This is a genomic window from Bradyrhizobium sp. P5_C12 (assembly GCF_054049735.1).
In genome coordinates this window covers 25,546-50,265 of sequence record NZ_JBFULU010000041.1, presented here as the reverse complement: position 1 = coordinate 50,265, position 24,720 = coordinate 25,546, and the positions used below count along the sequence as shown (strand labels likewise).

Genomic DNA, 24,720 nt, shown 5'->3' with positions numbered 1-24,720 from the left:
TTCTGTCAGATCGTTAGATCGAGCTTACCAGTTGCGCTGAGCGCGGAGGAGCAGAACGAGCGAGTTCTGATCCTTCAGCTCGTAGGTCGCGACCGGCTTGGCCGGAACCGGAACCAGAGCGGCCGGGGTCACCGTACCAGCATACTTCTGGTCGAGATGGGTCCAGGCAAGGTCAGCCGAGAACGTCAGGTTCTTGACCGGGGTCCAGCGGGTGATGATGCCCGCCTGGCCGATCGCGAAGTCCGGGTTACAGGCAGTCACGCCAGCGAACCCAACACCGATCACGCCACCACCAGCACCACCGGCGCCGCAAAGCGTGGTCTTGGCCAAGGTGCCGAACTGCGCCTGAGCGTAAGCACCGTAGATCGCCGTGTTCCAGTACGGATCCCAGTTATGGGTGTAAGCACCGCGGAAGCCCCAGGTCTTGACGGTCTCCTGCGAGCTGCCCGTGATGAACACGGTGTCCGGAGCCGAGGCGTAGCCGAGGCTCTGGTAGGCGGTGCCCGAGCTGCCGAACATCACGTAGGTGCTGCCCGCGAGGTTCTGGAAGTTGTAGCGGGTCGCGCCGTCGGTGTAGACGCCCGAAATGTTGATCACGTCACCCGCACCAGTCGGGATGTTCTTGATCGACAGAGCGAGCTGAACCGCCCAACCCCACTTGTCGTCGGGGTGGCCAGTCGGCTCGGTGGCGCCGTAGTAAGCGACGTGGTTGTCCTTGGCAGCAACCGACGCCTGGAACAGACCCCAGGCCTGGTCGACACGCACCATACCGACGAGGTTCGGCGAACGCGAACCGCCGATGGCGTTGGAGCCGTAGGAGGCACCGAGGACGCTGGAGGCCGTCGCGCCGGTCATGTTCAGGTTACCGGCCTGCATGTACGAGGTCGGATCTTCCGCCGAGAACGCCGCCGTGATGCCCTGACCGAAGTCAGCGGTGTAGGAGAACTGGTTGATACCAGTGACCGTGCCGCTGCCGCCGACGAGACCGTCGAAGTTGTTGCCGGGATAGTTGGTCCAGGGCGCGTCGAACTGCGACACAGCCTTACCCATGGTGAAACCAGCGAACTGGATGAAGGCGTAGTACACGCCGAGCGAACCAGCCGAGGTGTTGCCGTCGGTGCCGTTGACCGAGCCACCGCCCGAACCAAAGAGCGACGTGGTGGTCGCGCCAGGGGTCGTGGCAGTCGCCAGCGCACCGCTGTAGGCCGTCGTGCCCGTTGCACTGCCGGTGCCGACGTAGTTGCCAGTCGTCCACGAGAAGACGCCATCGAAGAACGTGCGGACCACGCCGTATTCGGTCGCGGTGCGCGTGTCGATGTTGAGGTCTTCACGAGCGCGCATGGTGTAGTAGTTCGTCAGACGGTTGCGTGCACCGTTGGCGCCCTGGGTCGAGACGTTCTGGTTCAGGGTAAAGTCCGAGTTGGTGCCCAGCGCGACTTCGGCGCGCAGGTAACCACCCAGCTTGATGCAGGTGTCAGTGCCCGGGATGTAGTAGAATCCAGCACCGTACAGGGAGCAGATCTTCACGTATTCGACCGCTTTGGCCTTCACGGGGAGATCGGCTGCCTGCGCTCCGCCCACGGCGATAAGACCCGCCGCTGAGCCGAGCAAAAGGCTCTTAACCAACTTCATGTTAAACCTCCAAGTTGCTCTTCAGGGAAGGTCACTGACCGGACGGCCAATTTCCCAACCCCCTTTAAATCACCGCTTGAGCCACTTCGCGCCTTCGGACACACCCGCGGAACGCGAGGGACTTAAGCGAAAGACCTAAACGGGACGACCTCGGGATGCCCCCCTCCGTCGCTCAGTCACAATTACCGAACGTCCTTGCACACACAACAAGAGAACGCTCCGGAACGGGCCTATGAAACGCGTTTTCCGACATGTGTTGCACAAATAACACGCAGATGTGATCAAAGCGCCCGCACAAGCCATTGAATTTATTTATGTTTTTCTGGCGGTTCCATTTGCCCCCGAAACTCCCGCTGGGTGACCGCAGGCGTGGAGAAGCACTGTTGCGGTTCTGACGCCATCGAATCGCGGCGTCTCGAAAGACTCAGCAGGATGTGCCGTCGCTCCAAGAATCGGTCGGTAATCGGTCGGTAATCGGTCGGCAATCGGTCGGTCTGGAAAGGCGGCGCCGCTTTCGGCGGGGACCGTCGCTGGGTTGGCTGATCGGTTCCTGTCCAGAAAGCTGGCCGGCGCCGATGTCGATCCCCGAGGAATCGATCCTACGGATGTCTTCTACGGATTTCTCGGGTTCCCCTGCCCGACTTGGAAAGCCGGCGACGATTGGCGCCGTTCGACCGGCACGCCGCCGAGGCCGGTTTCGTCTCGATCAAGCTGGCCGCGAGCAAACCGCTCGTGATCACCGGTCAGGACGGTGAGAGACAAAGCGACCGGAGACCGGCGCCGGCACGGTCTCGTCGGTGTCGAGGACTGCCTGGCTCGTCTGCGCAGGCGACAGCAGGCGCGCAAGGAGCCTTCCTCATCCAAGTGCTGGAATATCGATATGATCGGGCGACAATCCAGCTTGGTATCTTTGATACATGGCCTCGTAAGCTGCTTCCAGGTGCTTCGTGTAGAGCGCCGCGTCAAACAGCGGCGTCTTCAGACGGTTCTTTTGCAGCGTGTCGCGAACACCCTGAAGCTTCTGCTTATCGAGCGCCAAATCGATTGCGAGCGCTTCATAGTCCTCACGTGTTGGCGTTATCAATTCAGGCAAGCCAACAGCATGAAGCAAGCTCGCCGCGACGCGGCCTGCGAAACTATTGCCAATTTGCGTGACCACGGGCAGGCCAGCCCACAACGCATCGCTGGCTGTCGTATGTGCGTTGTATGGCAGCGTATCCAGGAAAAGGTCGGCAAGGCGATGGCGCGCCAAATGGCCGGACAGTGATGACACGCGCCCTGCAAACACCAGGCGGTCGGGATCGGCACCCAGCTGCTTGGCTTCCTTGCGCAGATTCGATTTTGCGATCTCCCCCATGTCAGACAGCCACAGGACCGACTGATCCACGCTCCTCAAGATATTCATCCAGCTGTCAAAGACCGGTCGATTGATCTTGTAGGCGTTGTTGAAGCAGCAAAACACCGTCCATTCCGGACGCAGATTGTGATCAGCCCTGTTGGGTACCGTGTCGTCGATGGCCTGCCCTTGAGTGTCGCGCGGCATGAAGCTGCCAGGCAGCCGGACGACCTTCTCTTCAAAGAAGCCGCGGCTTTGGTCTGGCACCGCGATTTGATCGGCGATGATGTAGTCCCATAGCTCCCTGCTGCCCAAGGTCCCTGCGAAGCCGAGAAAATTGACCGCTATCGGGGCGGGGCCAGATGCGAACAGCGACAATCGGCCATTCTGCGTGTGTCCCGCAAGATCGACGAGAATATCGACCTGTGCGTCCCTGATCGCATCGAAGACTTCGCCGTCGCTCTTGTGCTGACAATCGACAAAGCGATGAAAGGACCCTTCCAGCCTCTTGCGCAGATCGCTGCTGTCGTCCGGACCGATTGAAAAGGCGTATGTCTCAAATCGACCGGCATCGTGGCTCTCGAAGATCCCTGCGGTCAGGTGCGCGACCGGATGCTGACGAAAATCGGGTGAAACGTATCCGACCCGAATCCGATCGTGCCGATAGTCGGCACGCCTTGAACTTGCTCTTGAGGATTGCGGGAGCTTCGCGGCCACCCATGCTTTGGCGCATCGCAATTGGTCATCGGGCGAATCTGTCAACGACAGCAGATCGAAGGGAGAGCTATTCGCCTTCCCGGCCCGTATCGCGCCGGTCAAATGGCCGATCTCTTCTTCCAGATTTTCCCAATTGCACAGGTTCATCTTTGCATGAAGACGCACCCCCTCGATGCCTTCCAAGTCGGACTTGATCGACAGCGCATGGTCATAAGCAGCCAAAGCCCGGTCATAGTGCTTGAGCTCGGTGAAGACGTTGCCTCGACCAATCCACGCGCCCTTTAGATCGGCCTTGATCGACAGCGCCTTGTCATACGCAGCAAGCGCCTCCTCGTAGCGCTTCAGCCTCCAGAAAACATTGCCTCGACCGAGCCAGGCTTCGGGGAGATCAGGCTTGATCGACAGCGCGTTGTCGTATGCGGCAAATGCCTCGTCAAAGCGCTTGAGCTCGGTGAAAACATTACCCCGGCCGAGCCAGGCTTCCGCCAGATCGGGCCTGATCGACAACGCCTTGTCATAAGCGGCCAATGCGTCGTCATAGCGCTTGAGATCACAGGACACATTGCCTCGACCAAGCCACGCATTCTCCAGATCGGGCTTGATCGACAGCGCCTTGTCGTATGCGGCCGACGCCTCGTCATACCGTTCGAGGCTCCAGAAAACATGGCCGCGGGCAACCCACGCACTCTCGAATTCAGGCTTGATCGACAGCGCCTTGTCATACGCAGCAATTGCTYCGTCATGGCGCTTGAGATCAGCGAAGACATCCCCCCGACCAACCCACGCATTCTCGAAATCGGGCTTGATCGACAGCGCCTTGTCGTAGGTCGCAAATGCGTCGTCATAGCGCTTGAGATTGCGGAAAACATTCCCTCGGCCAAGCCACGCGAGCTCCAGATCAGGCTTGATCGACAACGCCTTGTCGTAAGCAACGAGGGCGTCCTCGTAACGCTTGAGCTTTTCAAGGCAATTGCCCTTGCTCGCATACGCGTCGGCAAAGTTCGGATTGTAGGCTATGGCCTTGTCGAACTGATCGATCGCTTCCGAATAGCTTCGCGCAAACTCGGCAAGGATCGAACCTCTGTTGTGGTATGAAAGTGGATTGCGCGGATTGACCGCCAATGCGCGGGTAAAATACGTCAGCGCCTCTTGAGGGCGATTGAGGGCTTTGAGCGCATATCCATAATTGCTGAGCGCTTCGTCATTGCTTCCGTTCAGGGCTACCGCCGCTCTGAGATGAACCTCAGCCTCCGAAAACCGGCCTTGCACCAGCTTCACCACACCCAGGAGATGCTCGACTTCGAATATGTTCCTGGACGCTTTGGCGATTTGCTGCAGGATGCGTTCCGCCTTGACCAGATCCTTGGCGTAAAAGGCCTCGACAGCACGTCGAAACTTGGCCTGCAGTTCATTCGCCAAACCCGTTCCTCCCTGAGATCATCTCGTCGATCATAACAACCGGTTCGGCGAAGGCATAGGGACCGGTCCCGCCTCGCGGCAAGCGTCTGCAATCAATCCGGCCGATGTAGAAGCGGACCAGCGCGGCATTGCGGCGGCGATGCGATCGCTTGTCGTCGAAGCCAGGCATGCAGTCGCGGCGCGGCCGAACTGCTGATCAACGACAGACACGACGCAACGATATCGCCCGGCCTGCGATCGCCACATCCGTGGTGAAGGACGTCCGCCGCGGACGGGCATCGGCTCCGACCGGTGCAAGGCGGGCTGCAGTTCCGCGAGCGCCCTCGCCCCGCAAGCACCGGACGCGCCCTGATCCTTGCGGCAAAGGCGCGTTCCGGACAGTCGTTGGCTGCGGCCTGGCTTCCCCACGGGGCCTTGCGCCCCGCAGCCCCGACGCGACACGTTATTATTCATCGGCGGGATTTTGAGACTGATCGGGAACGCACATGCGCGAGATCGGGCAGAGGCATCGGCAGACGCGCACCAGGCGCGCGCAAAGCCCAACAAAATCAATCTCTTAACTGGCTGCTTGGCGGAGACGGAGGGATTCGAACCCTCGATAGGCCTTTACAAGCCTATAACGGTTTAGCAAACCGCCGCCTTCAGCCACTCGGCCACGTCTCCAATATGGGGGGTATGCCCGACCCGGCGGCGTGCCGCAAGCGGCAGAATTGAGGTCGGTGCGTTCTTTCACCTGAAAGCCGCCATCGGCCGGGCTACGCAAGCCTGGCGAAAGCAGCTGCGCTTCGAGAGCAGCCGATTCGCGCTCTCATTACATATGCGACATATGCGCGCCTGCATCCAGCGGCAGGGCCATCAGATCCGCCCATGCGAGGGCAAAATCAGCATCGCCTCGCCCGCCCGGACGTTGAACCAGACGCCGGACCTGCGCCAGGAGGCCCGTCTTGTGCAGCCGCCAGGGTTCCAGATCGCATTCGTCGGGCGCGATCTGAATCGGCAGCCATTGTCTATTCTTGGGCCATTCCTGTCGGAGCGCTCGTGCCACGCGGCCGCGTCGGCGGCACCATGAGCGAGCTCGATTTCAGCGCAACCAGGGCCTACCCGTGACAACACAGGCCTCGGTGCGCTGCTCCATTCAGTGCATGGAGACCCACGCCCTCGCCTCGCGCTGCGCGGCCGAGATTTCGGCGTCCGACATCTGCCCGGCAACCTCCTGGCGCAGCGCCACGGCATCCTTGCGGCCCTTCAGCGCGGCGAGGTTGAACCATTTGTGCGCGGCGACGAGATCGACGAGGCCGGCGCGGCCGCTCGCCCAATAGATCCCGCGCTCGAACAGCACGTCCGACAGCGCGCTTGCGTCGATCGGCGTGGCCGTCTCCAGATCGAAAGTACCCTGAAACATAACGCATCCCCTTTTTCTTATGCCGCCTCGTCCCCCGAGCGCGGCTCCCGTCCAAAGAACTGTTCAACTCACCCCATGCCGTTTGCCGGCTTGTTGGAGGCGATGATGGCGGGCAAATTTGAATGGCAGTTTAAGTATCGCGATGAAGGGGACGTAAACGCGAGAGCGCGGCGCGCGTGCAGCGAATTGAAAAAACCCCGGATTGACGGGCACTTCCGCGATTCGTCAGATTCGGTTTACCCTGCGATTTTCGGACACCGCTAACCATCGCGTGCGGTGGCGGATGCGCTCTAGGGTTTCGGCGCCGCTCGCTGTCGTCACCCGCGACCCGGCTACGCCAAGGCTTCGCCGGGGCATGCCGGTGTTGGAACGCCGAAGCTTCAGCAAGGGCGGCAGGCGGGTGACCCGGTATTCCGGAGACGGCAATCATCCCACGAGACGCCGCGGCGTACTGGATCGCCCGGTCGGAGCCGGGCGATGACACCGCGAATGGGAAAGCGACGCCGCGCGTCAGGCAAGCACAACGCGCCCCTTGTCTGCTCCAGGGCAGAACGACCACGGCAGCGCGGTCTCGATCAGATCAGCAATGTCGGGAAAGGAAATGCCGGCAATACCCCGGCCTCAGGGAACGAGGGCGTCGGCGAACACGTCAGGACCAGATTCCACGTTGGCCCGAAGGCCGTCTGTGAAATTGCGGAGCCCCGTGAAGGAGACCCGCACCGAACGAAGAAAACTTGTTTCTTCTGCCGGACCGCAAAGTGGAGCGACCCGACCGTTGACCTGATGTCTCGCCGACACCCTCTATCGTCGACCAGAACCTTCTAGGAGGCGCTGATGACGAGCCGGCTCTCTAGGAGCCGGCAACTTCAGAAGTCGAAGTTACTTCTTCTTCTTCGCGACCTTGCGGGTCTTCTTCGCAGTCTTCTTCACTGCGCTCTTCGCCTTCTTCGCCTTCTTCGCTTTCTTGGCCATGTTGCCCTCCGATGTGTGAGATGGCTTTAATCGCTGCGTGCACTCGGGGATCGAGATGCACACTCATCCCGAATACACCAACACGACGAAAAAAACAGCTTCTCGCTTAAAGAAGTGTTGACGCAGCAAACCGCGTGCGCTTGGCGCGCTCGATGCAAGTGCACTGTGCGAGGTGCACCAGCGATCGCAGAGACTGCCCGCAGCATCGGCGTCTGCGTAAGCTGCGACTGCAAGAAAACACTATGCAGCAAGTATTTTTCCGCACACGCGCACTGCGCGTGATCGATGCGGCGATGCGTGTCGCCAATCGCGCGACCACGTCGAAAGGGCGTTTCGCGGACTCTGAGTCGCGGATTTTGGCAACGAAAATATTTTCATGATTAACGGCGCGGACGCTCGTCGGAGCGTGTGCAAGCCGCCGTTTTGCGCGAATCGCGTGACGGCGATTCGGTCGCCGCATCGCAGGTCGTCGGGAGGAAGTTTGCCGCCGATGACGCGTGAGAGCGTCGCATCGCGAACCGACAGCGAGGTGAGGAGAGTGTCCGTCACCTCGTCCGAACGCGTGACGTCAGATGCCGAGCTTGGACTTGAGCAGCTCGTTGACCGCTTGCGGGTTGGCCTTGCCGCCCGACGACTTCATAACCTGGCCGACGAACCAGCCGAGCGACTGCGGCTTGTCCTTGACCTGCGCGGCCTTGTCGGGATTGGCCGCGATGATGTCGTCGACCACCTTCTCGATCGCCGTGAGATCGGTGACCTGCTTCATGCCGCGGCTTTCGACCAGCGCGCGGGGATCGCCGCCCTCCTGCCAGACGATCTCGAACAGATCCTTGGCGATCTTGCCGGAGATCGTGCCCTCGCCGATCAGGTCGACGATCGCGGCCAGTTGCTCGGCGCTGACGGGAGAGCCCGTAATATCCCTGCCCTCCTTGTTGAGGCGGCCGAACAGCTCGTTGATCACCCAGTTCGCCGCCATCTTGCCGTCGCGCGCGCGATTGCCGAGCTTGTCCAGCACGGTCTCGTAGAACACCGCGCTCTCGCGCTCGGCGACCAGCACGCTCGCATCATAGGCAGACAGGCCGAAGTCGGCGACGAAGCGCGTCTTCTTCTGGTCCGGCAGCTCGGGCAGCTTCGCCTTCAGCTCGTCGACGAACTCCCGGCTGAACTCCAGCGGCAACAGATCCGGATCGGGGAAGTAGCGGTAGTCGTGCGCCTCTTCCTTGGACCGCAGCGAGCGCGTCTCGCCCTTGTTGGGGTCGTAGAGGCGTGTCTCCTGGTCGATCGACCCGCCATCCTCGAGGATCTCGATCTGGCGGCGCGCCTCGTACTCGATCGCCTGCCCGATGAAGGTGATCGAGTTCATGTTCTTGATCTCGCAGCGGGTGCCGAGCGGCGCGCCGGGCTTGCGCACGGAGACGTTCACATCTGCGCGCAGACTGCCCTTCTCCATGTCGCCGTCGCAGGTGCCGAGATAGCGCAGGATCGAGCGCAGCTTGGTCACATAGGCCTTGGCCTGCTCGGCATCGCGGATGTCCGGTTTCGAGACAATCTCCATCAGCGGCACGCCGCAGCGGTTGAGGTCGACACAGGACATGTTCGGCGACTGGTCGTGCAGCAATTTGGCCGCATCCTGCTCCAGATGCAGCCGCTCGATGCCGATCGTCGCGGTCTTGCCGCCGTCCAGTTCGACCACGACCTCGCCCTCGCCGACGATCGGCGACTTGTACTGGCTGATCTGGTAGCCCTGCGGCGAGTCGGCATAGAAATAGTTCTTGCGGTCGAACACCGAGCGCAGGTTGATCTGCGCGTTGAGGCCGAGGCCCGTCCTGACAGCCTGCCTGACGCATTCCTCGTTGATGACAGGCAGCATGCCCGGCATTGCGGCATCGACCAGCGACACGTGGCTGTTCGGTTCGCCGCCGAACGCGGTGGAGGCGCCCGAGAACAGTTTTGAGTTCGACGTCACCTGGGCATGGATCTCCATGCCGATGACCATCTCCCAATCGCCGGTGGCGCCCTTGAGAAGCTTGTGCGTGGCCGTGCTCATGTCTTGCTCCCGAGCAGCGTGGCAGCGATCCGCTCCCACTCCGCCTGCAATGAATCCTGTGCCGTCGGCTGGCCGGCCTGGCGGTACCAATAGCCGGCATTGCCGAGGTCGCCTTCGACGCGGTGCAGATAGGCGTGCACCCAGGCCGCATCGCGGCTGCTGTCGTCCTGGACGATCCTGTGCGCCTGGTCCCAATCGCCCTTGGCGGCCCACCAGAGGCCCGCAAGCGGCGCGCTGAGATCCGGCGCAGGCGCTGCGCCGTCGAGGCTGGCGATGTACGCCGCCATCCTCACCACCACCTCGCGGGCGTGTAGCGGCCGGCGGCCTGCTCGATCACCTCGCCGAGCGAGAACAGCGTCTCCTCGTCGAACGGACGGCCGATCAGCTGCAAGCCGAGCGGCAGGCCCTGCGCATCCTTGCCGGCGGGCACCGCGATGCCGGGCAGGCCCGCCATGTTCACGGTGACCGTGAAGATGTCGTTGAGATACATCTCGACGGGGTCGGCGCCGCCCTTCTCGCCGATGCCGAAGGCGGCGGACGGCGTCGCGGGGGTGAGGATCGCGTCGACGCCCTTGGCGAAGCAATCCTCAAAATCCTTCTTGATCAGCGTGCGCACCTTCTGGGCGCGCAGATAATAGGCGTCGTAATAGCCGGCGGAGAGCACGTAAGTGCCGATCATGACGCGCCGCTTCACCTCGGCGCCAAAGCCTTCGGCGCGGGTGTTCTCATACAGCTCGATGATGTTCCTGCCCTGCTCGCGCAGGCCGTAGCGCACGCCGTCATAGCGCGCGAGGTTGGAGGAGGCCTCCGCCGGCGCCACGATGTAATAGGCCGGCAACGCGTACTTGGTGTGCGGCAGCGACACCTCGACAAGCTCCGCGCCGGCCGCCTTCAGCCAGGCCGCGCCCGCTTCCCAAAGTTTTTCGATCTCGGCCGGCATGCCGTCGAGACGATACTCCTTGGGAATGCCGATCTTCATGCCCTTCACCGACTTGCCGATCGCGGCCTCGTAGTCGGGCACGGCGATGTCGACCGAGGTCGTATCCTTCGGGTCGTGCCCGGCCATCGAGCGCAGCAGCATCGCGGCATCGCGCGTGCTGCGCGCGATCGGACCTGCCTGATCCAGCGACGAGGCAAAGGCGACGATGCCCCAGCGCGAACAGCGGCCATAGGTCGGCTTGATGCCGACGGTCGCGGTGAACGCGGCCGGCTGGCGGATCGAGCCGCCGGTGTCGGTCGCGGTCGCACCCATGCAGAGCAAAGCTGCCACGGCGGACGCCGAGCCGCCGGACGAGCCGCCCGGCACCAGCGTCGTGTTGCTTCCGTCGCGCCGCCAGGGATTGCCGACCGGGCCGAAGCAGGAGGTCTCGTTCGACGAGCCCATCGCGAACTCGTCATTGTTGAGCTTGCCGAGCATCACCGCGCCGTCGCGCCAGAGCTGCGAAGTCACGGTGGACTCATAGGTCGGCACGAAATTGCCGAGGATTTTCGAGCACGCCGTGGTGCGCACGCCCTTGGTCGCGAACAGGTCCTTGATGCCGAGCGGGATGCCGGCGAGCGGGCCCGCGTCGCCCTTGGCGATCTTGCCGTCCGCCTCGCGCGCCATATCGCGCGCGCGATCCGGCGTCTCCATGACGAAGGCATTGAGCACGCGTGCGGCTTCGATCGCGGAAAGATGCGCGTCGGTCAGCTCGAGCGACGTGAAAGTCTTGGCCGCGAGACCCTTGCGGGCCTCGGCGAGCGTCAGCGATGTCAAATCGGTCATTTATTGATCGGGCTGCAGAAGAACGGAGACAGGGTTTTGTCGTTGGCCGGGTCGTCTTTTTTGGCGGCTGCTTTCGCAGCGGCCTCGATCTCGTCGAGCACGGCATTGACGGCGACGTTGGGGTCGGCAGCCTTGCCCTGCCGCTCCATCTTGTCGAGATAGTTCATGTAGGCCTGATAGGCCTTCTCATCGTCGCATAGCAGGCACATCGGACTTGGTCCTAAGAATTACTCGACCACCTTGGGCACAAGAAAGAAATGGCCTTCGGTCGCGGGCGCGTTGGCAACGATATCGTCGGCGATCTCGCCGTCATTGACCACGTCCTGACGCTTCTTCATCTGCATCGGGGTGACCGACGTCATCGGCTCCACGCCCTCGACATTGACCTCCGAGAGCTGCTCGACAAAGGCGAGCATGGCGTTGAGCTCGCCCTGCAGATGCGGAACCTCGTCGTCGGAAACCGCAATGCGCGCCAAATGCGCGATGCGGCGGACGGTAGCGGCGTCAACGGACATTATATAAGGCCTCACACGGCAAAACCTATCCGCCGTATAGCAGAGGCCGCTTTTGCGCCGCAACCGGGGCTAGCGCATGATCCGGAAAAGTGTGAAGCGGTTTTCCGAAAAGATCATGCGCAAACAAGAACCTAAAGCGCGATAAGGGCTTCACCCGAAGCCTTTCGCGCTTTAGGGCCTAGCCCGCTAGTCCCTTCATGCGGGCCAGCGCCGATTTGGCCAGATCCCGGGTCAATTCCGCCGCCGGGACCTCGCGGCCCATGGCAACGGCTTGGCCGGCCCAGAGATTGGTGAAATCCACCCTGCCCTGTTTCTCGGCAGCCGCCTTCAGCGGGCCCAGCGCGGTCGCCGCATGGGGGAATGGCGGCGCATCCGGCGAGATCGGGCCGGCCTCGCGCATCAGGCGGTTCTGCACGCCACGCGCCGGCCGGCCGGTCATGACGTTGGTGATCACCGTGGAATCGTCCCGCGCCTCGGCCAGGGCCTTGCGGCCGCCGGCGCTGACCTTGGATTCCGGACAGCGCAGATAGGCACTGCCGATCTGCACGCCGGCCGCGCCCAGCGCGAAGGCCGCCGCGATGCCGCGGCCATCCGCGATACCGCCAGCCGCAATCACCGGTACCTTCACCGCGTCGGCCACCTGCGGCACCAGCGCGAAGGTGCCGGGCTGCTCGGCAATCTTGTCGGTGAGGAACATGCCGCGATGGCCGCCGGCCTCGGCGCCTTGCGCAATGACGGCATCGGCGCCGCGCTGTTCGAGCCAGACTGCTTCCTTCACCGTCGTCGCCGAGGAAATGACCAGGCAGCCCGCCGCCTTGACCCGCTTCAGCAGCGCGTCCTCCGGCAGGCCGAAATGAAAGCTGACGACTTCCGGCTTCAGCTCCTCGACGACCTCGCAGAAGGCCGCATCGAACGGCGCGCGGTTCGCCGCGGCGATCGGCGCCGCCGGATCCAGACCGTGCTCGGTGTAGTAGGTCGTCAGCCGCTGCTTCCAGCGCGCTTCGGCCTCGGTCGTGAGCGCGACCGGCGTGTGGCAGAAGAAGTTCATGTTGACCGGCGCCTTCACCCGCTGGCGGATGATGTTGACCTGCTCGCGCGCCTTTTCCGGCGACAGCATCGCGCTCGGGAGCGAGCCAAGCCCGCCACCTTCCGCCACGGCAATCACGAGCTCCGCATCCATCACGCCGGCCATCGGCGCCAGCACGATCGGGAATTCGGTCTTGAAGAGATCGATCAGTCGACGGTCAGGCCACATGGTTCTTGCCTCATGTTCGCTCTTCCCTCTCCCCTTGCGGGAGAGGGTGGATTGCCGCGATAGCGGCGAGACGGGTGAGAGGTTCGCATCCGCGGAGACAGACCCCTCATCCGGCGCGGATTGCATCCGCGCCACCTTCTCCCACAAGGGGAGAAGGAAAAGAAGAAACCGAGTTGCTCCGCCCAGCGATCAACTGCTCCGCCTCAACCGCAATCCGCCCGACGATCTCGGCCGCCGGTGGAATATCATGGATCAGGCCGACCGCCTCGCCCGCGATCACGGCGGCGACGTCGAAATTGCCGGCCGCTTTCGCAGCCACATAGTCGGCCGCGACTGCGGCGACATTCTGCATCAGCTCGACCTCGCGGCCGATCCAGCGCCTGGCGTGGTCGTTGATCAGACACCTTCCCGTGAACGGCGCCGGCCAGACATTGTTGCGGGAGAGATCGAAGATGATGCCGCGCACGGTCGAGCCGCTGCTTGCCGCGCAGATGCGCCGCTTGGCTTCCTCCGCACCGTCGGCCTCCTGGCTTGCGTAGAAGCGCGTGCCGAGCAGCACGCCGCTTGCGCCGAGCATCATCATGGCCGCGAGCCCGCGCCCATCGGCAATGCCGCCGGCCGCTACCACTGGCACACGGCCCGCCGCAAGATCGACGATCGCCGGCACGAGATCGATGGTGGTGCGCGAGGCGCCGTGACCGCCCGCCTCGGTCCCCTGTGCGATCAGAACATCGGCGCCGGCATCGAGCGCCTGTCGCGCCATTGTTTCGTCCTGCACCTGGCAGATCAGGCGGCTACCTGTGGACTTGATCCTGGGCGCGAAGGGTGCGGGATCGCCGAACGACAACATGATCGCGGATGGCTCGGCGGCGAGCGCGATGTCGAGCAGCTCGGGCTGCCTGGCGAGGCTCCAGGTGATGAAGCCGATCCCGAACGGCGCCTTCATGCCGGCGAGCTTCGCTGTCTCCTGCTCCAGCCAGACCCTCTCGCCATAACCGCCACCCAAAATGCCGAAGCCGCCGGCGCGGCTCACCGCCGTCACGAGCCGGCTGCCCGCGACAACATCCATAGGAGCCAGCAGGATCGGATGCTTGATCCCGAGGAGCTGGGTCAGCGGCGTGGTGATCGGCATGGCTCCTCCACTGTGGACACCGACATTAGGCGGGAATAGCATTCTCGAAAATTGAATTATAGCGAACGCTGCCATCACAAAAGCGAAACGAGGCCATGGAACTCAGCGACATCCAGACCTTTGCCGCGGTCGCGCGCACCGGCGGCATCACCCGCGCCGCCGAAGAGCTCAATACGGTGCAATCCAACGTCACCCAGCGCGTGAAGGCGTTGGAAGCGGAGATCGGCACGCCGCTGTTCGAACGCCACAGCCGCGGCATGACGCTGACCGGCGCCGGCAAGAGGCTTCTACCTTATGCGCAGCGGATGACCGCATTGTCGCGCGAGGCCGTGCTCGCCGCGCGCGACGATGGCGAGCCGAAGGGGCCGCTCGCGATCGGCTCGATGGAGACCACCGCGGCCGTCCGGTTGCCGCCGCTGCTCGCCGATTTCCACCGCCGCTTCCCCGCCGTGCGCCTCTCCTTGCGCACCGCAACCACCGCCGACCTCGTCGCGGGCGTGCTCGAAGGCACGTTCGACGGCGCCTTCGTCGCAGGTCCGATCGCGCATGACGACCTCACCGCGACAAGTGCGTTCCGCGAGGAGCTGGTGCTGGTCAGCGCGCGGCGCTGGACCTCGCTCGCCGAGCTGCGCGCCGGCACGCCGGAATCCGGCCCGACCGCGCTGGTGTTCCGCACCGGCTGCACCTACCGCCAACGTCTCGAGCAGATCTTCGTCGAGTTCGGCTGGCCCTCCGCGACACGCTTCGAGCTCGGCACGCTCGACGGCATGATCGGCTGCGTCGCCGCCGACATGGGCGTGACGCTATTGCCGCGCGCCGTGGTCGAACGCAGCGCGATGAACGGCAGCGTGTCGATGCACACGCTGAATCCGGTCCATGCCCGCGTCGAGACGCTCTTCATCCAGCGCCGCGCCGGACATCAATACAGCGCGCTCAGCGGTTTCATCACCTGCCTGAAGCAGGACGACGACGTCATCGCGGCCTGACGTGCGACGGCGCGTTCCACCGCGCGAAATTCGTCACAATTCCATCGCGTTTGAATCTGAATTCAGTGCGTAGCCCGGATCGAGCGCAGCGCAATCCGGGATCTTCGTGCTGACGATGCAGCGGTCCCGGATTGCGCGGAGCCTGTCATCGGGCGGCGCTTCGCGCCGACCCGTTGGCTCCATCCGGGCTACGAAGGCCGCGCGGATCGCATTTCAATCGATCACTGCGTTCCGCCATCGCAACGCAGCACTTCGAAATGCTTTGAAGCGCGCGACCGTTCTACGTTAGGATGCGGCGCTGGCCAGCGCGAAACCATAACGAAGCCAAAACATCGGCAAAAAACATCGGGAGGACTATCGATGCGCAATACGCTCGTGTTGTGCTGTGTCGCCGCGTTGTCGGCGATATCAGGAACTGCAAGCGCACAGGACTGGACCAAATCGAAATGGGGACCGAACGACGAGATCGGCGCCGCCAATTACATGACGCCCGAGCTCGTGCTGAAAGCAGCGTCGCTGGTGAAGACCGGCAAGACCTATGCACTCGGCATTCCCGTCACACCCAACACGCCGGCCTATCCGCCGCGCACCTTCAAGCTCACCATCGTGCAACCCGGACAGGCCGGCAGCCCAGGCCTCGGTCCGAACAAGGCGACCTATAACGACGACATCCTGGATACGTGGGTCGGCATCGGCAGCCAGCTCGACGGCCTCGGACATCTCGGCGTCGAGCACGTCTATTACAACGGCAACAAGCTCGCCGACTTCGCCGATCCCAACGGGCTGAAAAAGCTCGGCATCGAGAAGGTGCCGCCGATGGTCACCCGCGGCGTGCTGCTCGACATGGCCGCCTATTTCAAGACCGACATCGTGAAGGAAGGCACCGCCTTCAACGTCAAGGAGATCGAGGAAGCCGCCAAGCAGCAGAACGTCGAGATCCGCCAGGGCGACGTCGTCATCTTCCACACCGGCTGGCTCAGCCTGATCGGCAAGGACGACAAGCGCTATTCGGCGGGCGAGCCCGGGCTCGGCGTCGAAGGCGCAAAATACCTGACCGGCAAGGGCGTCGTCGCAATCGGCGCCGACACCTGGGCGCTCGAGGTGCTGCCGTTCGAGTCCAAGAACGTGTTCGAGGTGCACCAGATCCTACTTGCCATGAACGGGACCTACATCCTCGAGAACATGGACACCGCTGCGCTCGCCCGGGACAAGGGATATGAATTCCTGTTCGTGCTGGGACAGCCGCGCTGGACCGGCGGCGTGCAGGCGATGATCAATCCGATCGCGATCCGCTGATCGGCAAGTCTACCCACGGGCGAGGATCGGCCTGCCGCCCGGCAGGCGCCCTCGCCCGAACTCTTCTACCGCGGCCTGAGATGCCATCGCCGCAGCGCCACCACGGCCCAGATCGCCTCGACCAGGCCGAACGGCCAGGCGCCTTGCAGGAAGCCGTAGGCCGAGCCGAGCGCACAGGACATTGCGAACAGCAGCACGAACCAATGGCTGCGATCCTCCATGGCATAGCAGACCAGCATCGCGGTGACGGCAAACAGGCCGAATAGTGTCAGCGCATCCATCGTCAGGGTTCACTCCGCGGCGCGACGCATGCTATGCGCTGATCCATGCCGGCTCTTATCCTGCCCCTGGTCGATGCTGCAACCCACTGGCCCGAACGCGGTGGGCTGGTCGGCCTCGATCTCGGCACCAAAACCATTGGGGTTGCCGTGTCCAATCCGGACCGCCGGTTAGCGACCGGGGTCGAGACCATCCAGCGCAAGGCGTTCAAGCAGGATGCCGCCCGGCTGCTCGCGATCGCGGCCGAGCGCAAGGCGGTCGGCTTCGTGCTCGGCCTGCCCATCAACATGGACGGCAGCGAGGGCCCGCGCGCGCAATCGACCCGCGCCTTCGCCCGCAATCTTGCCGGGCTGACCACGCTTCCGATCGGGCTCTGGGACGAGCGCCTCTCGACGGCTGCGGTCGAACGCGAGCTGATCGGCATGGACGTCAGCCGCGCCAAGCGCGCCGAGGTGATCGACGAGCACGCCGCGATCTTCATCCTGCAAGGCGCGCTCGACCGGCTCGCCAACCTCCGCGCAACCTCCGGACCTGGCTGATCCATGGCCGTCGTGATCGCGGCGCTGCTGCCGGTCTTCATCCTCATCGTGCTCGGCGTCGTGCTGAAGCGCAGCCTGATGCGGCTCGACACGCAATGGCACGGGCTCGAGCGGCTGACCTATTTCGTGCTGTTTCCGATGCTGCTGATCCAGACGCTGGTGAAAGCCGACCTCGGCCAGGTCCCCGTCGCCGGCGTCGGCGGGGCGCTGCTGCTGTCGGCGCTCGCGATGTCGCTGTTGTGCCTCGCGTTGCGCCCTGCCCTGTCGCGGCTCGGCATCGACGGCCCTGCCTTCTCCTCGATCTTCCAGGGCGCGACGCGCTGGCAGACCTATGTGGCGCTCTCGGTGTCCGCCAACATGTTCGGCGATGTCGGGCTGGCGCTGGCCTCCGTGGCGATGGTCGCGATCATTCCGCTGGTCAACGTGTTCAGCGTCGCCGTGCTCGCCCATTACGCTGCGCCCGAGAAGCAGTCCGCCCGCGCCATCGTCATGACCGTGATCCGCAATCCCCTGATCTGGGCCTGCGCCATCGGGCTCTTCGTCAATGTCGTGCATTTGCCGCTCCCGAAGATCTGGCACGAAGTTGCCGATGCGCTCGGCCGCTCCTCGCTCGCCATCGGCCTGCTCGTCACCGGCGCCGGCCTGCAGCTCAACGGCCTGCTCCGCCCCAGCGTAAGCGCCACGATCGGCGTGGGCTTCAAGCTGGCGCTGATGCCGGTGCTCGCGCTGGCGCTCGCCGCCTGGTTCGGCCTGTCCGGCAACAGCCTCGCGATCGTGGCGATCTGCGCGGCGGTGCCGACCTCGCCCAGCGCCTATGTGCTCGCCCGTCAGATGGGCGGCGATGCGCCGCTGCTCGCGCAGATCATCACGCTGCAAACCATTTTGGCGGCGATCACGATGCCGATCGCGATCGCGCTGGTGGCCTAGCTCCCCAGCCACATCGTCAGCACCACCGCGGTCAGGTTGTTCAGCGCGTGCAGCACGATGGTGAGCCAGAGCGAGCCCGCGCGATGGCGCATGTAGCCGAACCACAGGCCGATGGAGAAGACCTCGGCGAGGAAGTACATGTCGTATTGCAGATGCACGATTGTCCACACCAGCGACGACAGGATGATCGCGCCGGGCACGCGCAAAAAGCTCGCCGACCAGCCGCGAAATAGAAAGCCGCGTGCGAGGACCTCTTCGGACATCGGCGCTGCCACGCTGAAGGCGAACAGCAGCATCAGCGCCGCGCCCTTGTCGCGGCCGGATTTCAACAGATCGGTCATGAAGCCAGGCGTCGCCTCGCGGCCGAGGCTCCGCGACATCGTCTCCCAGGCGACCACGATCAGGATAAGCCCGACCGCACCGAACAGGAGTTGCTTCCAGGACGGCCAATGCAGCGCGAGATAGTCGACGAAGGAGGCCTTCTTGATGCGGACGGCAAGCCACACCGCGGCAAGTGTCGCCGGCAGGCCCATCGTCACCGACAGCGCGAGCGCCGCGGGCTCGCGGCCGACGTCCTGCATCGACATCAGGTCGAGGGGGTCGCCCCGGTCCCAGACCAGATAGACGATGGCCCCGATCTGCCCGACAAACATTGCAGCGAAGATGACCACGCCCCAGAGCGACGTGCCCCAGAATTTCCAGACGCGCGGCGTCGCAGGCGTCACCGTGAGCGGCGAAAGATCGGGATTGAGGGTGTCCATCAAAAGGCTTTCGTTATTGGGCGCAAACTATCTAGAGATCGTCATGCCCGGGCTTGTCCCGGGCATCCACGTTCTCAGTCCCGCGCCGCAAGACGTGGGTGGCCGGGTCAAGCCCGGCCATGACGAGTGGTTAGAGCGCGCACCGATCACGGCAGCGCCCTCTCCAGCACCGCGCGCACCTCGCCGCTCTCCAGCTCCACCGCGCCATACATGCCGGCGTGGGTGGTGCCGAGGCGCGTGGCCGCGAACAGTTCGGCATGGCGCGGCGACACGGCGTTGAGCGCGGCGGCCGCGGCAAGCAATGCCAGCTTCTCGACCGCGAGCCGCGCGACGCGCTCGCCGTCGGCGCGGCGGAAGGCCTTGCCGATGAACGCCGCCGCCTCACCCGCCCCCGGCAGACCTTTGGTCCCGGCGGCAAGCGCTTGCAGCACCGCCATCGCCGCCTCCGGCTCGCGCGACAGCGCGCGCAGCACGTCGAGGCACATCACGTTCCCCGAGCCCTCCCAGATCGCGTTGACCGGCGCCTCCCGGTAGTGCCGCGCCAAAATGCCGTCCTCGACATAGCCGTTGCCGCCGAGGCACTCCATCGCCTCGTAGAGGAAGGCGGGCGCGCTCTTGCAGGTCCAGTATTTGATCGCGGGCGTGAGTAGCCGCATATAGGCGGCCTCCGCCGCATCGTGCGGGGTGCGGTCGAAGGCGCGGCAGAGCCGCATCACCAGGGCGACGCTGGCCTCCACATGCAGCGCCATGTCCGAAAGCACCGCCTGCATCAAGGGCTGATCGGCGAGATGTTTCTGGAATACGCTGCGGTGACGGGCGTGATGCAGCGCATGCGCCAGCCCCGAGCGCATCAGGCCGGCGGAGGCGATCGCGCAATCCTGCCTCGTCAGCTGCACCATCTGGATGATGGTGCGGACGCCCTTGCCCGCCTCGCCGACCGCTTGCGCATAGGCGCCGACGAACTCGACTTCGGACGACGCATTGGAGCGGTTGCCAAGCTTGTCCTTCAGCCGCTGGAACTGGATGGCGTTGACCGACCCGTCCGGCGCAAAGCGCGGCATGAAGAAACAGGTCAGTCCCTCATCGGCCTGCGCCAGCACCAGGAACGCATCGCACATCGGCGCCGACATGAACCATTTGTGGCCGGTGATGCGATAGGCGTCCCCGTCGCGCACCGCGCGCGTCATGTTGGCGCGCACGTCGGTGCCGCCCTGCTTCTCGGTCATGCCCATGCCGAGCGTCATGCCACGCTTCTCCCACCACGGCGCGAATGTCGGATCGTAGCTCTTCGTCGCCAGCACCGGCATCACGCGGGCGAGCAGATCCGGCTGCATCGCCAGCGCGGCAACAGACGCCCGCGTCATCGTGATCGGGCAGAGATGGCCGGTCTCGACCTGCGAGGCGATGTAGAACTTTGCGGCGCGGATGACCTCAGCGGCATCGCCCGCGGGCTTGCCGTCCGCCGTCCACGTCGAATTGTGCACGCCGGCATGCGCGCTGTGCGCCATCAGCTCGTGATAGGCGGGATGAAACTCGACCTGGTCGCGGCGATTGCCTTTGGCGTCGAAGCTGCGCAGTTTCGGCGTGTTCTCGTTCGCCGCGCGCCCGCGATCGGCCATCGCGGCCGAGCCCCAGTGCTTGCCGAACTCCGACAGCTCCCGCTCCGCCGCAGCGCCGCCATTGGCCTTCACCGCCTCGACCAGCGGCCGGTCCACGGCGAACAGATCGACATCCTCGAACGGCGGCGACTGGTTGAAGACCTCGTGGGTTGCGAAGCTGGGCTGGGTCATCTTGTTTCCCCGGACCGGAATCAGTTCCGCCGCGGCTGGATCGGGAAATCATAGGCCGCCCCGCCTGCCCCCGGCAGCGAAAAATGCCACCACTCCTTCGAATAGTTCACAAAGCCTTGCTTCGCCATCGCAGCCACCAGCCGCTTGCGCCAGGCGCGCTGGTCCGGCGCGATCGACGGTGCGGAGGTGTGCCCCTTCGCATCCGTGCAATCATAGCCGGTGCCCATGTCGACGCTGCCTTCCGGCGCCCGCGCCCCGGCCGGCGCCGTGCAATCGGCATAGGCCTTCGACGGATCGTATTTGGCTGAATTGTCGGCCGTGAGGTCGACCAGGGTCAGGTCGAGCGCAGCGCCCGTGGAATGCTGCGAGCGGCTCGCGACGTAGCCGAGGCGAAACAGCTCGGTCTTGGGAGTTTTGGGATTGTAGCGACGCTCAGTGGCGGTCTCGCGGCCGTTCTGCGACCACGCGACCATGTCGAGCGAGGCCCGCCCCGGCCGGTAGCAGTCGAACATCTTCAGCGACAGGTTCTGCGCGGCGAGTTCCTGCTGGACCGCCTTCAGCCGCATCCCCACCTCCCGCTTCACCACGCATTCGCCGGCGCCGTAGCCGGCGAGCGGACGGCCGATGAAATTGTTCGAGGTGGCGTAGCGGATGTCCTGGATGATGCTGGGGTCGATGTCGCGCAGATAGACGAAGCCGCCGGGGAGCGATTGGGCGTGGGCGGACGAGGCGGTGGCGATTGTTAAAAGTGCGATCAAAATTGGTTTCACGGAGCGCTTCCAGATTCTCGGCGTCATTCCGGGGCGATGCGACAGGACCGCGAAGCGCGGCCTGGAGCATCGAACCCGGAATCTCGAGATTCCGGGTCTGGCGCTTGCGCGCCATCCCGGAATGACGATGTACCAGACTCCTCAGGGGATAACTCGCCGCCTCCCCTTTGCCCCTTGCCCCCCCAGCCATCCCCGCCTATAGCTCTCGTTTTAATGACATCGAAATCGACCTTCGTCCTCGGCCACCGGCATTTGCTGGGCATCGAGGGCCTTTCCGCTGCCGACATCACCGGCCTGCTCGACCTGTCCGAAGAATATGTCGAGCTCAACCGCCAGGTGGACAAGAAGCGTACCGTCCTGCGTGGACGGACGCAGGTGAACCTGTTCTTCGAGGCCTCCACCCGCACCCAATCCTCGTTCGAGCTCGCCGGCAAGCGCCTGGGCGCCGACGTCATGAACATGTCGGTGTCCTCCTCGTCCATGAAGAAGGGCGAGACGCTGATCGACACCGCGGTGACGCTGAACGCCATGCACCCGGATATCCTGGTGGTCCGGCACCACGCCTCCGGCGCCGTGGAACTGCTGGCGCGCAAGGTTGACGGTTCCGTGATCAATGCCGGCGACGGCGCGCACGAGCATCCGACCCAGGCGCTGCTGGATGCCCTCACCATCCGCCGCAACAAGGGCCGGATCGAGGGCCTCGTGGTGGCGATCTGCGGCGACGTGCTGCATTCGCGCGTGGCACGGTCCAACATCATCCTGCTCAACACCATGGGCGCCCGCGTTCGCGTCGTCGGCCCCTCCACGCTGCTGCCGCCCGGGCTCGAGCGGATGGGGGTCGAGGTCGCCCGCGACATGCGCGAGGGGCTCGAAGGCGCCGACATCGTCATGATGCTGCGGCTCCAGCGCGAGCGCATGAACGGCTCCTTCGTGCCCTCATCCAGCGAATACTTCCATTATTTCGGGCTCGACCAGAAGAAGCTCGCCTACGCCAAGCCGGATGCGCTCGTGATGCATCCCGGCCCCATGAACCGCGGCGTCGAGATCGACTCGGCCGTGGCCGACGGCGCCCAGTCCCTGATCCGCGAGCAGGTGGAGATGGGCGTGGCCGTGCGCATGGCCGTCCTGGAAGCGCTCGCCCGCAACCTGCCGAACGCGTGATGCTCATGTTGACCGATCGACGACCCCTCCTGCTTGCCAATGCCCGCGTCGTCGATCCCTCCAGGGATTTCGACGGTCCCGGCGACGTCCTGATCGCCGACGGCACCATCCGCGAGACCCGTCGCGGCATCGGCGCGGCCGGCGTCCCCGAGGGCACCGACATCGTCAACTGCTCCGGCAAGATCGTGGCCCCCGGCCTGATCGACATGCGCGCCTTTGTCGGCGAGCCCGGCTTCAGCCATCGCGAGACCTTTGCCTCCGCGAGCCAGGCAGCCGCAACCGGCGGCGTCACCACCATCATCTGCCAGCCCGAGACCGAGCCCGTCATCGACAATTCCGCGACCGTCGATTTCGTGATGCGCCGCGCCCGCGACACCGCAATCGTCAACATCCTGCCGATGGCGGCGCTGACCAAGGGCATGCGCGGCGAGGAGATGACCGAGTTCGGCCTCCTCAAGGCGGCCGGCGCGGTTGCCTTCAGCGACGGCGACAGGAGCGTGACCAATGCGCAGGTGATGCGCTGGGCGCTGACCTATGCGCGCGATTTCGACGCGCTGATCGTGCACCATACCGAGGATCCCAAGCTCGTCGGCGAAGGCGTGATGAACGAGGGCGAGTTCGCCACGCGACTCGGCCTGATGGGCATCCCGAACGCGGCGGAGGCCGTGATGCTGGAGCGCGACATGCGCTTGGTCGCGCTCACCGGCGGCCGCTATCACGCAGCCTCCCTCTCCTGCACCGACTCGCTCGAGATCCTGAAACGCGCCCGCGATGCCGGGCTCCCCGTCACCGCCTCGGTCTCGATCAACCACCTCGCGCTGAACGAGAACGACATCGGCCCCTACCGGACCTTCCTGAAGCTGTCGCCCCCGCTGCGCACGGAGGACGACCGCCGCGCCCTGGTCGCAGCCGTCGCCTCCGGCCTCGTCGACGTCATCATGTCCGACCACAATCCGCAGGACGTCGAGGGCAAGCGCCTGCCGTTCGCGGAAGCAGCAAGCGGTGCCATCGGGCTCGAGACCATGCTGCCGGCGGGCTTGCGGCTCGTGCACAACGGCGAATTGGAACTGAAGATGCTGATCCGGGCGATGTCGACCCGGCCGGCCGAGATTCTGGGCCTGCCCGGGGGAACCCTGCGCGCCGGCGCGCCGGCGGATGTCATCGTGATCGACCCCGACACGCCCTGGGTGGTCGATCCCGCCGATCTCAAATCGCCCTGCAAGAACACACCTTTCGACGAAGCCCGCTTTACAGGCCGCGTGGTGCGGACCATCGTCGGCGGGCGGACGGTCTTTGAGCATGTCTAGCGTGCCGGAGGTCGCCCTGCGCCGCGACAGCGTATCGGAACGGGATCATGCGTGGCGTCGCAGTTCAACATGGAGATGCGGCCGTGGGGCTTGAAGCGTTCCTGCCGGTGGCGTTCGTCATCGGCTATCTGCTCGGCTCGATCCCGTTCGGGCTGGTTCTGACCAAGCTCGCGGGCACGCAGGATCTGCGCTCGATCGGCTCCGGCAGTATCGGCGCCACCAATGTCCTGCGCACGGGACGCAAGGGCCTTGCCGCGGCAACCCTGCTGTTCGACGCGCTCAAGGGCACGGCGGCGGTCTTGATCGCCGGCTACATCGCCGGGCCCAATGCCGCCATGGTGGCCGGACTCGGCGCGTTCCTCGGCCATCTCTTTCCGGTCTGGCTCAAGTTCAGGGGCGGCAAGGGCGTCGCCGTCTATATCGGCATCCTGCTCGGCCTGTTCTGGCCCGGCGCAGTCGTGTTCTGCCTGCTCTGGCTCGCGACGGCCTTCACCACCCGCTACTCTTCGCTCTCGGCGCTGGTCGCATCCTTCATCACGCCGCTGTTCCTGTGGTGGTTCGGGCATCTCGCACTGTCTGCACTGTTCGCGGTGCTGACGCTGCTGCTGTTCTACGCGCATCGCGAGAACATCAAGCGATTGCAATCGGGCAAGGAAAGCCGGATCGGCGAGAAGGCATAGGCCGGAAAAAAGTACGGATACCGCCGCAGCGT

Annotated in this window: 22 protein-coding genes and 1 tRNA gene; 7 read left to right on the top strand and 16 right to left on the bottom strand. The window is 64.4% G+C overall.

From position 1 onward, the window contains the following. Positions 1-24: 24 nt before the first annotated feature. The 12 genes from ACXJMY_RS28820 to ACXJMY_RS28765 all read right to left on the bottom strand — a co-directional run bounded on the left by ACXJMY_RS28820 (position 25) and on the right by ACXJMY_RS28765 (position 14,192). Positions 25-1,632, bottom strand: a complete 1,608-nt coding sequence (locus ACXJMY_RS28820; RefSeq protein WP_456622737.1) for a porin — start codon at positions 1,630-1,632, stop codon at positions 25-27. Between the two features lie 856 nt (positions 1,633-2,488). Next, the gene (locus tag ACXJMY_RS28815) at positions 2,489-5,104 is read right to left on the bottom strand and encodes an O-linked N-acetylglucosamine transferase family protein (protein ID WP_456622736.1); all 2,616 of its coding nucleotides are present in this window, start codon (positions 5,102-5,104) and stop codon (positions 2,489-2,491) included. Next, a complete protein-coding gene (locus ACXJMY_RS28810; RefSeq protein WP_456622735.1) occupies positions 5,094-5,273 on the bottom strand; it encodes a hypothetical protein in 180 nt (59 codons plus the stop codon). Before ACXJMY_RS28810 ends, ACXJMY_RS28815 begins: the two co-directional genes overlap by 11 nt. 400 nt (positions 5,274-5,673) lie before the next feature. Further along, positions 5,674-5,767 (bottom strand) — tRNA-Ser (locus tag ACXJMY_RS28805). Between the two features lie 472 nt (positions 5,768-6,239). Next, complete coding sequence (locus ACXJMY_RS28800; RefSeq protein WP_456622734.1) at positions 6,240-6,506, bottom strand: hypothetical protein; 267 nt, start codon at positions 6,504-6,506, stop codon at positions 6,240-6,242. 1,540 nt (positions 6,507-8,046) lie between these two features. After that, positions 8,047-9,525 (bottom strand): Asp-tRNA(Asn)/Glu-tRNA(Gln) amidotransferase subunit GatB, encoded by a 1,479-nt coding sequence (gene gatB, locus ACXJMY_RS28795; protein WP_456622733.1) that lies wholly within the window; start codon positions 9,523-9,525, stop codon positions 8,047-8,049. Continuing rightward, complete coding sequence (locus tag ACXJMY_RS28790) at positions 9,522-9,812, bottom strand: hypothetical protein (RefSeq protein WP_456622732.1); 291 nt, start codon at positions 9,810-9,812, stop codon at positions 9,522-9,524. The genes gatB and ACXJMY_RS28790 overlap by 4 nt, the downstream gene beginning before the upstream one ends. Positions 9,813-9,814: 2 nt before the next feature. Next, on the bottom strand, positions 9,815-11,290 hold the full coding sequence (gene gatA / locus ACXJMY_RS28785; protein ID WP_456622731.1) for an Asp-tRNA(Asn)/Glu-tRNA(Gln) amidotransferase subunit GatA: 1,476 nt from the start codon (positions 11,288-11,290) through the stop codon (positions 9,815-9,817). Beyond that, a complete protein-coding gene (locus ACXJMY_RS28780; RefSeq protein ID WP_027547180.1) occupies positions 11,287-11,499 on the bottom strand; it encodes a hypothetical protein in 213 nt (70 codons plus the stop codon). The genes gatA and ACXJMY_RS28780 overlap by 4 nt, the downstream gene beginning before the upstream one ends. Positions 11,500-11,517: 18 nt before the next feature. Further along, a complete protein-coding gene (gatC, locus tag ACXJMY_RS28775) occupies positions 11,518-11,805 on the bottom strand; it encodes an Asp-tRNA(Asn)/Glu-tRNA(Gln) amidotransferase subunit GatC (protein ID WP_247983795.1) in 288 nt (95 codons plus the stop codon). A 178-nt stretch (positions 11,806-11,983) separates the two neighbouring features. Then, complete coding sequence (locus ACXJMY_RS28770; RefSeq protein ID WP_456622730.1) at positions 11,984-13,060, bottom strand: NAD(P)H-dependent flavin oxidoreductase; 1,077 nt, start codon at positions 13,058-13,060, stop codon at positions 11,984-11,986. Between the two features lie 106 nt (positions 13,061-13,166). Beyond that, positions 13,167-14,192 carry an NAD(P)H-dependent flavin oxidoreductase gene (locus tag ACXJMY_RS28765; protein ID WP_456622729.1) on the bottom strand — a complete coding sequence of 342 codons (1,026 nt, stop codon included), beginning with the start codon at positions 14,190-14,192 and terminating at the stop codon, positions 13,167-13,169. A 95-nt stretch (positions 14,193-14,287) separates the two neighbouring features. Between ACXJMY_RS28765 and ACXJMY_RS28760 the strand changes: the two genes are divergently transcribed. Both ACXJMY_RS28760 and ACXJMY_RS28755 read left to right on the top strand, forming a co-directional pair. Continuing rightward, entirely contained in the window at positions 14,288-15,178 is an 891-nt protein-coding gene (locus ACXJMY_RS28760) for a LysR substrate-binding domain-containing protein (protein ID WP_456622728.1), read from the top strand. Between the two features lie 360 nt (positions 15,179-15,538). Further along, positions 15,539-16,474, top strand: a complete 936-nt coding sequence (locus ACXJMY_RS28755; RefSeq protein WP_456622727.1) for a cyclase family protein — start codon at positions 15,539-15,541, stop codon at positions 16,472-16,474. Positions 16,475-16,539: 65 nt separating this feature from the next. Here ACXJMY_RS28755 and ACXJMY_RS28750 read toward each other — a convergent pair whose 3' ends face one another. Beyond that, positions 16,540-16,755, bottom strand: a complete 216-nt coding sequence (locus ACXJMY_RS28750; RefSeq protein ID WP_456622726.1) for a hypothetical protein — start codon at positions 16,753-16,755, stop codon at positions 16,540-16,542. Positions 16,756-16,800: 45 nt separating this feature from the next. Here ACXJMY_RS28750 and ruvX point away from each other — a divergent pair, with 45 nt between their 5' ends. Beyond that, positions 16,801-17,292 carry a Holliday junction resolvase RuvX gene (gene ruvX / locus ACXJMY_RS28745; protein WP_456622725.1) on the top strand — a complete coding sequence of 164 codons (492 nt, stop codon included), beginning with the start codon at positions 16,801-16,803 and terminating at the stop codon, positions 17,290-17,292. Between the two features lie 3 nt (positions 17,293-17,295). Beyond that, positions 17,296-18,219 carry an AEC family transporter gene (locus ACXJMY_RS28740; RefSeq protein WP_456622724.1) on the top strand — a complete coding sequence of 308 codons (924 nt, stop codon included), beginning with the start codon at positions 17,296-17,298 and terminating at the stop codon, positions 18,217-18,219. On the opposite strand, the gene ACXJMY_RS28735 is transcribed toward ACXJMY_RS28740, so the two are convergent. The 3 genes from ACXJMY_RS28735 to ACXJMY_RS28725 form a co-directional block, all read right to left on the bottom strand. Further along, positions 18,216-18,980: a CPBP family intramembrane glutamic endopeptidase gene (locus ACXJMY_RS28735; RefSeq protein WP_456622723.1), complete on the bottom strand. Its 765-nt coding sequence runs from the start codon at positions 18,978-18,980 to the stop codon at positions 18,216-18,218. The genes ACXJMY_RS28740 and ACXJMY_RS28735 overlap by 4 nt on opposite strands. Before the next feature lie 146 nt (positions 18,981-19,126). Next, entirely contained in the window at positions 19,127-20,770 is a 1,644-nt protein-coding gene (locus tag ACXJMY_RS28730) for an acyl-CoA dehydrogenase family protein (RefSeq protein WP_456622722.1), read from the bottom strand. A gap of 20 nt (positions 20,771-20,790) precedes the next feature. Next, positions 20,791-21,567 (bottom strand): M15 family metallopeptidase, encoded by a 777-nt coding sequence (locus ACXJMY_RS28725; protein ID WP_456622721.1) that lies wholly within the window; start codon positions 21,565-21,567, stop codon positions 20,791-20,793. Positions 21,568-21,753: 186 nt separating this feature from the next. Here ACXJMY_RS28725 and ACXJMY_RS28720 point away from each other — a divergent pair, with 186 nt between their 5' ends. From ACXJMY_RS28720 to plsY, 3 genes are all read left to right on the top strand, one after another. Then, complete coding sequence (locus tag ACXJMY_RS28720) at positions 21,754-22,701, top strand: aspartate carbamoyltransferase catalytic subunit (protein WP_456622720.1); 948 nt, start codon at positions 21,754-21,756, stop codon at positions 22,699-22,701. Between the two features lie 5 nt (positions 22,702-22,706). Further along, on the top strand, positions 22,707-24,008 hold the full coding sequence (locus tag ACXJMY_RS28715; protein ID WP_456622752.1) for a dihydroorotase: 1,302 nt from the start codon (positions 22,707-22,709) through the stop codon (positions 24,006-24,008). Between the two features lie 83 nt (positions 24,009-24,091). Next, on the top strand, positions 24,092-24,688 hold the full coding sequence (gene plsY / locus ACXJMY_RS28710) for a glycerol-3-phosphate 1-O-acyltransferase PlsY (protein ID WP_456622719.1): 597 nt from the start codon (positions 24,092-24,094) through the stop codon (positions 24,686-24,688). The last annotated feature ends 32 nt before the right edge of the window (positions 24,689-24,720 follow it).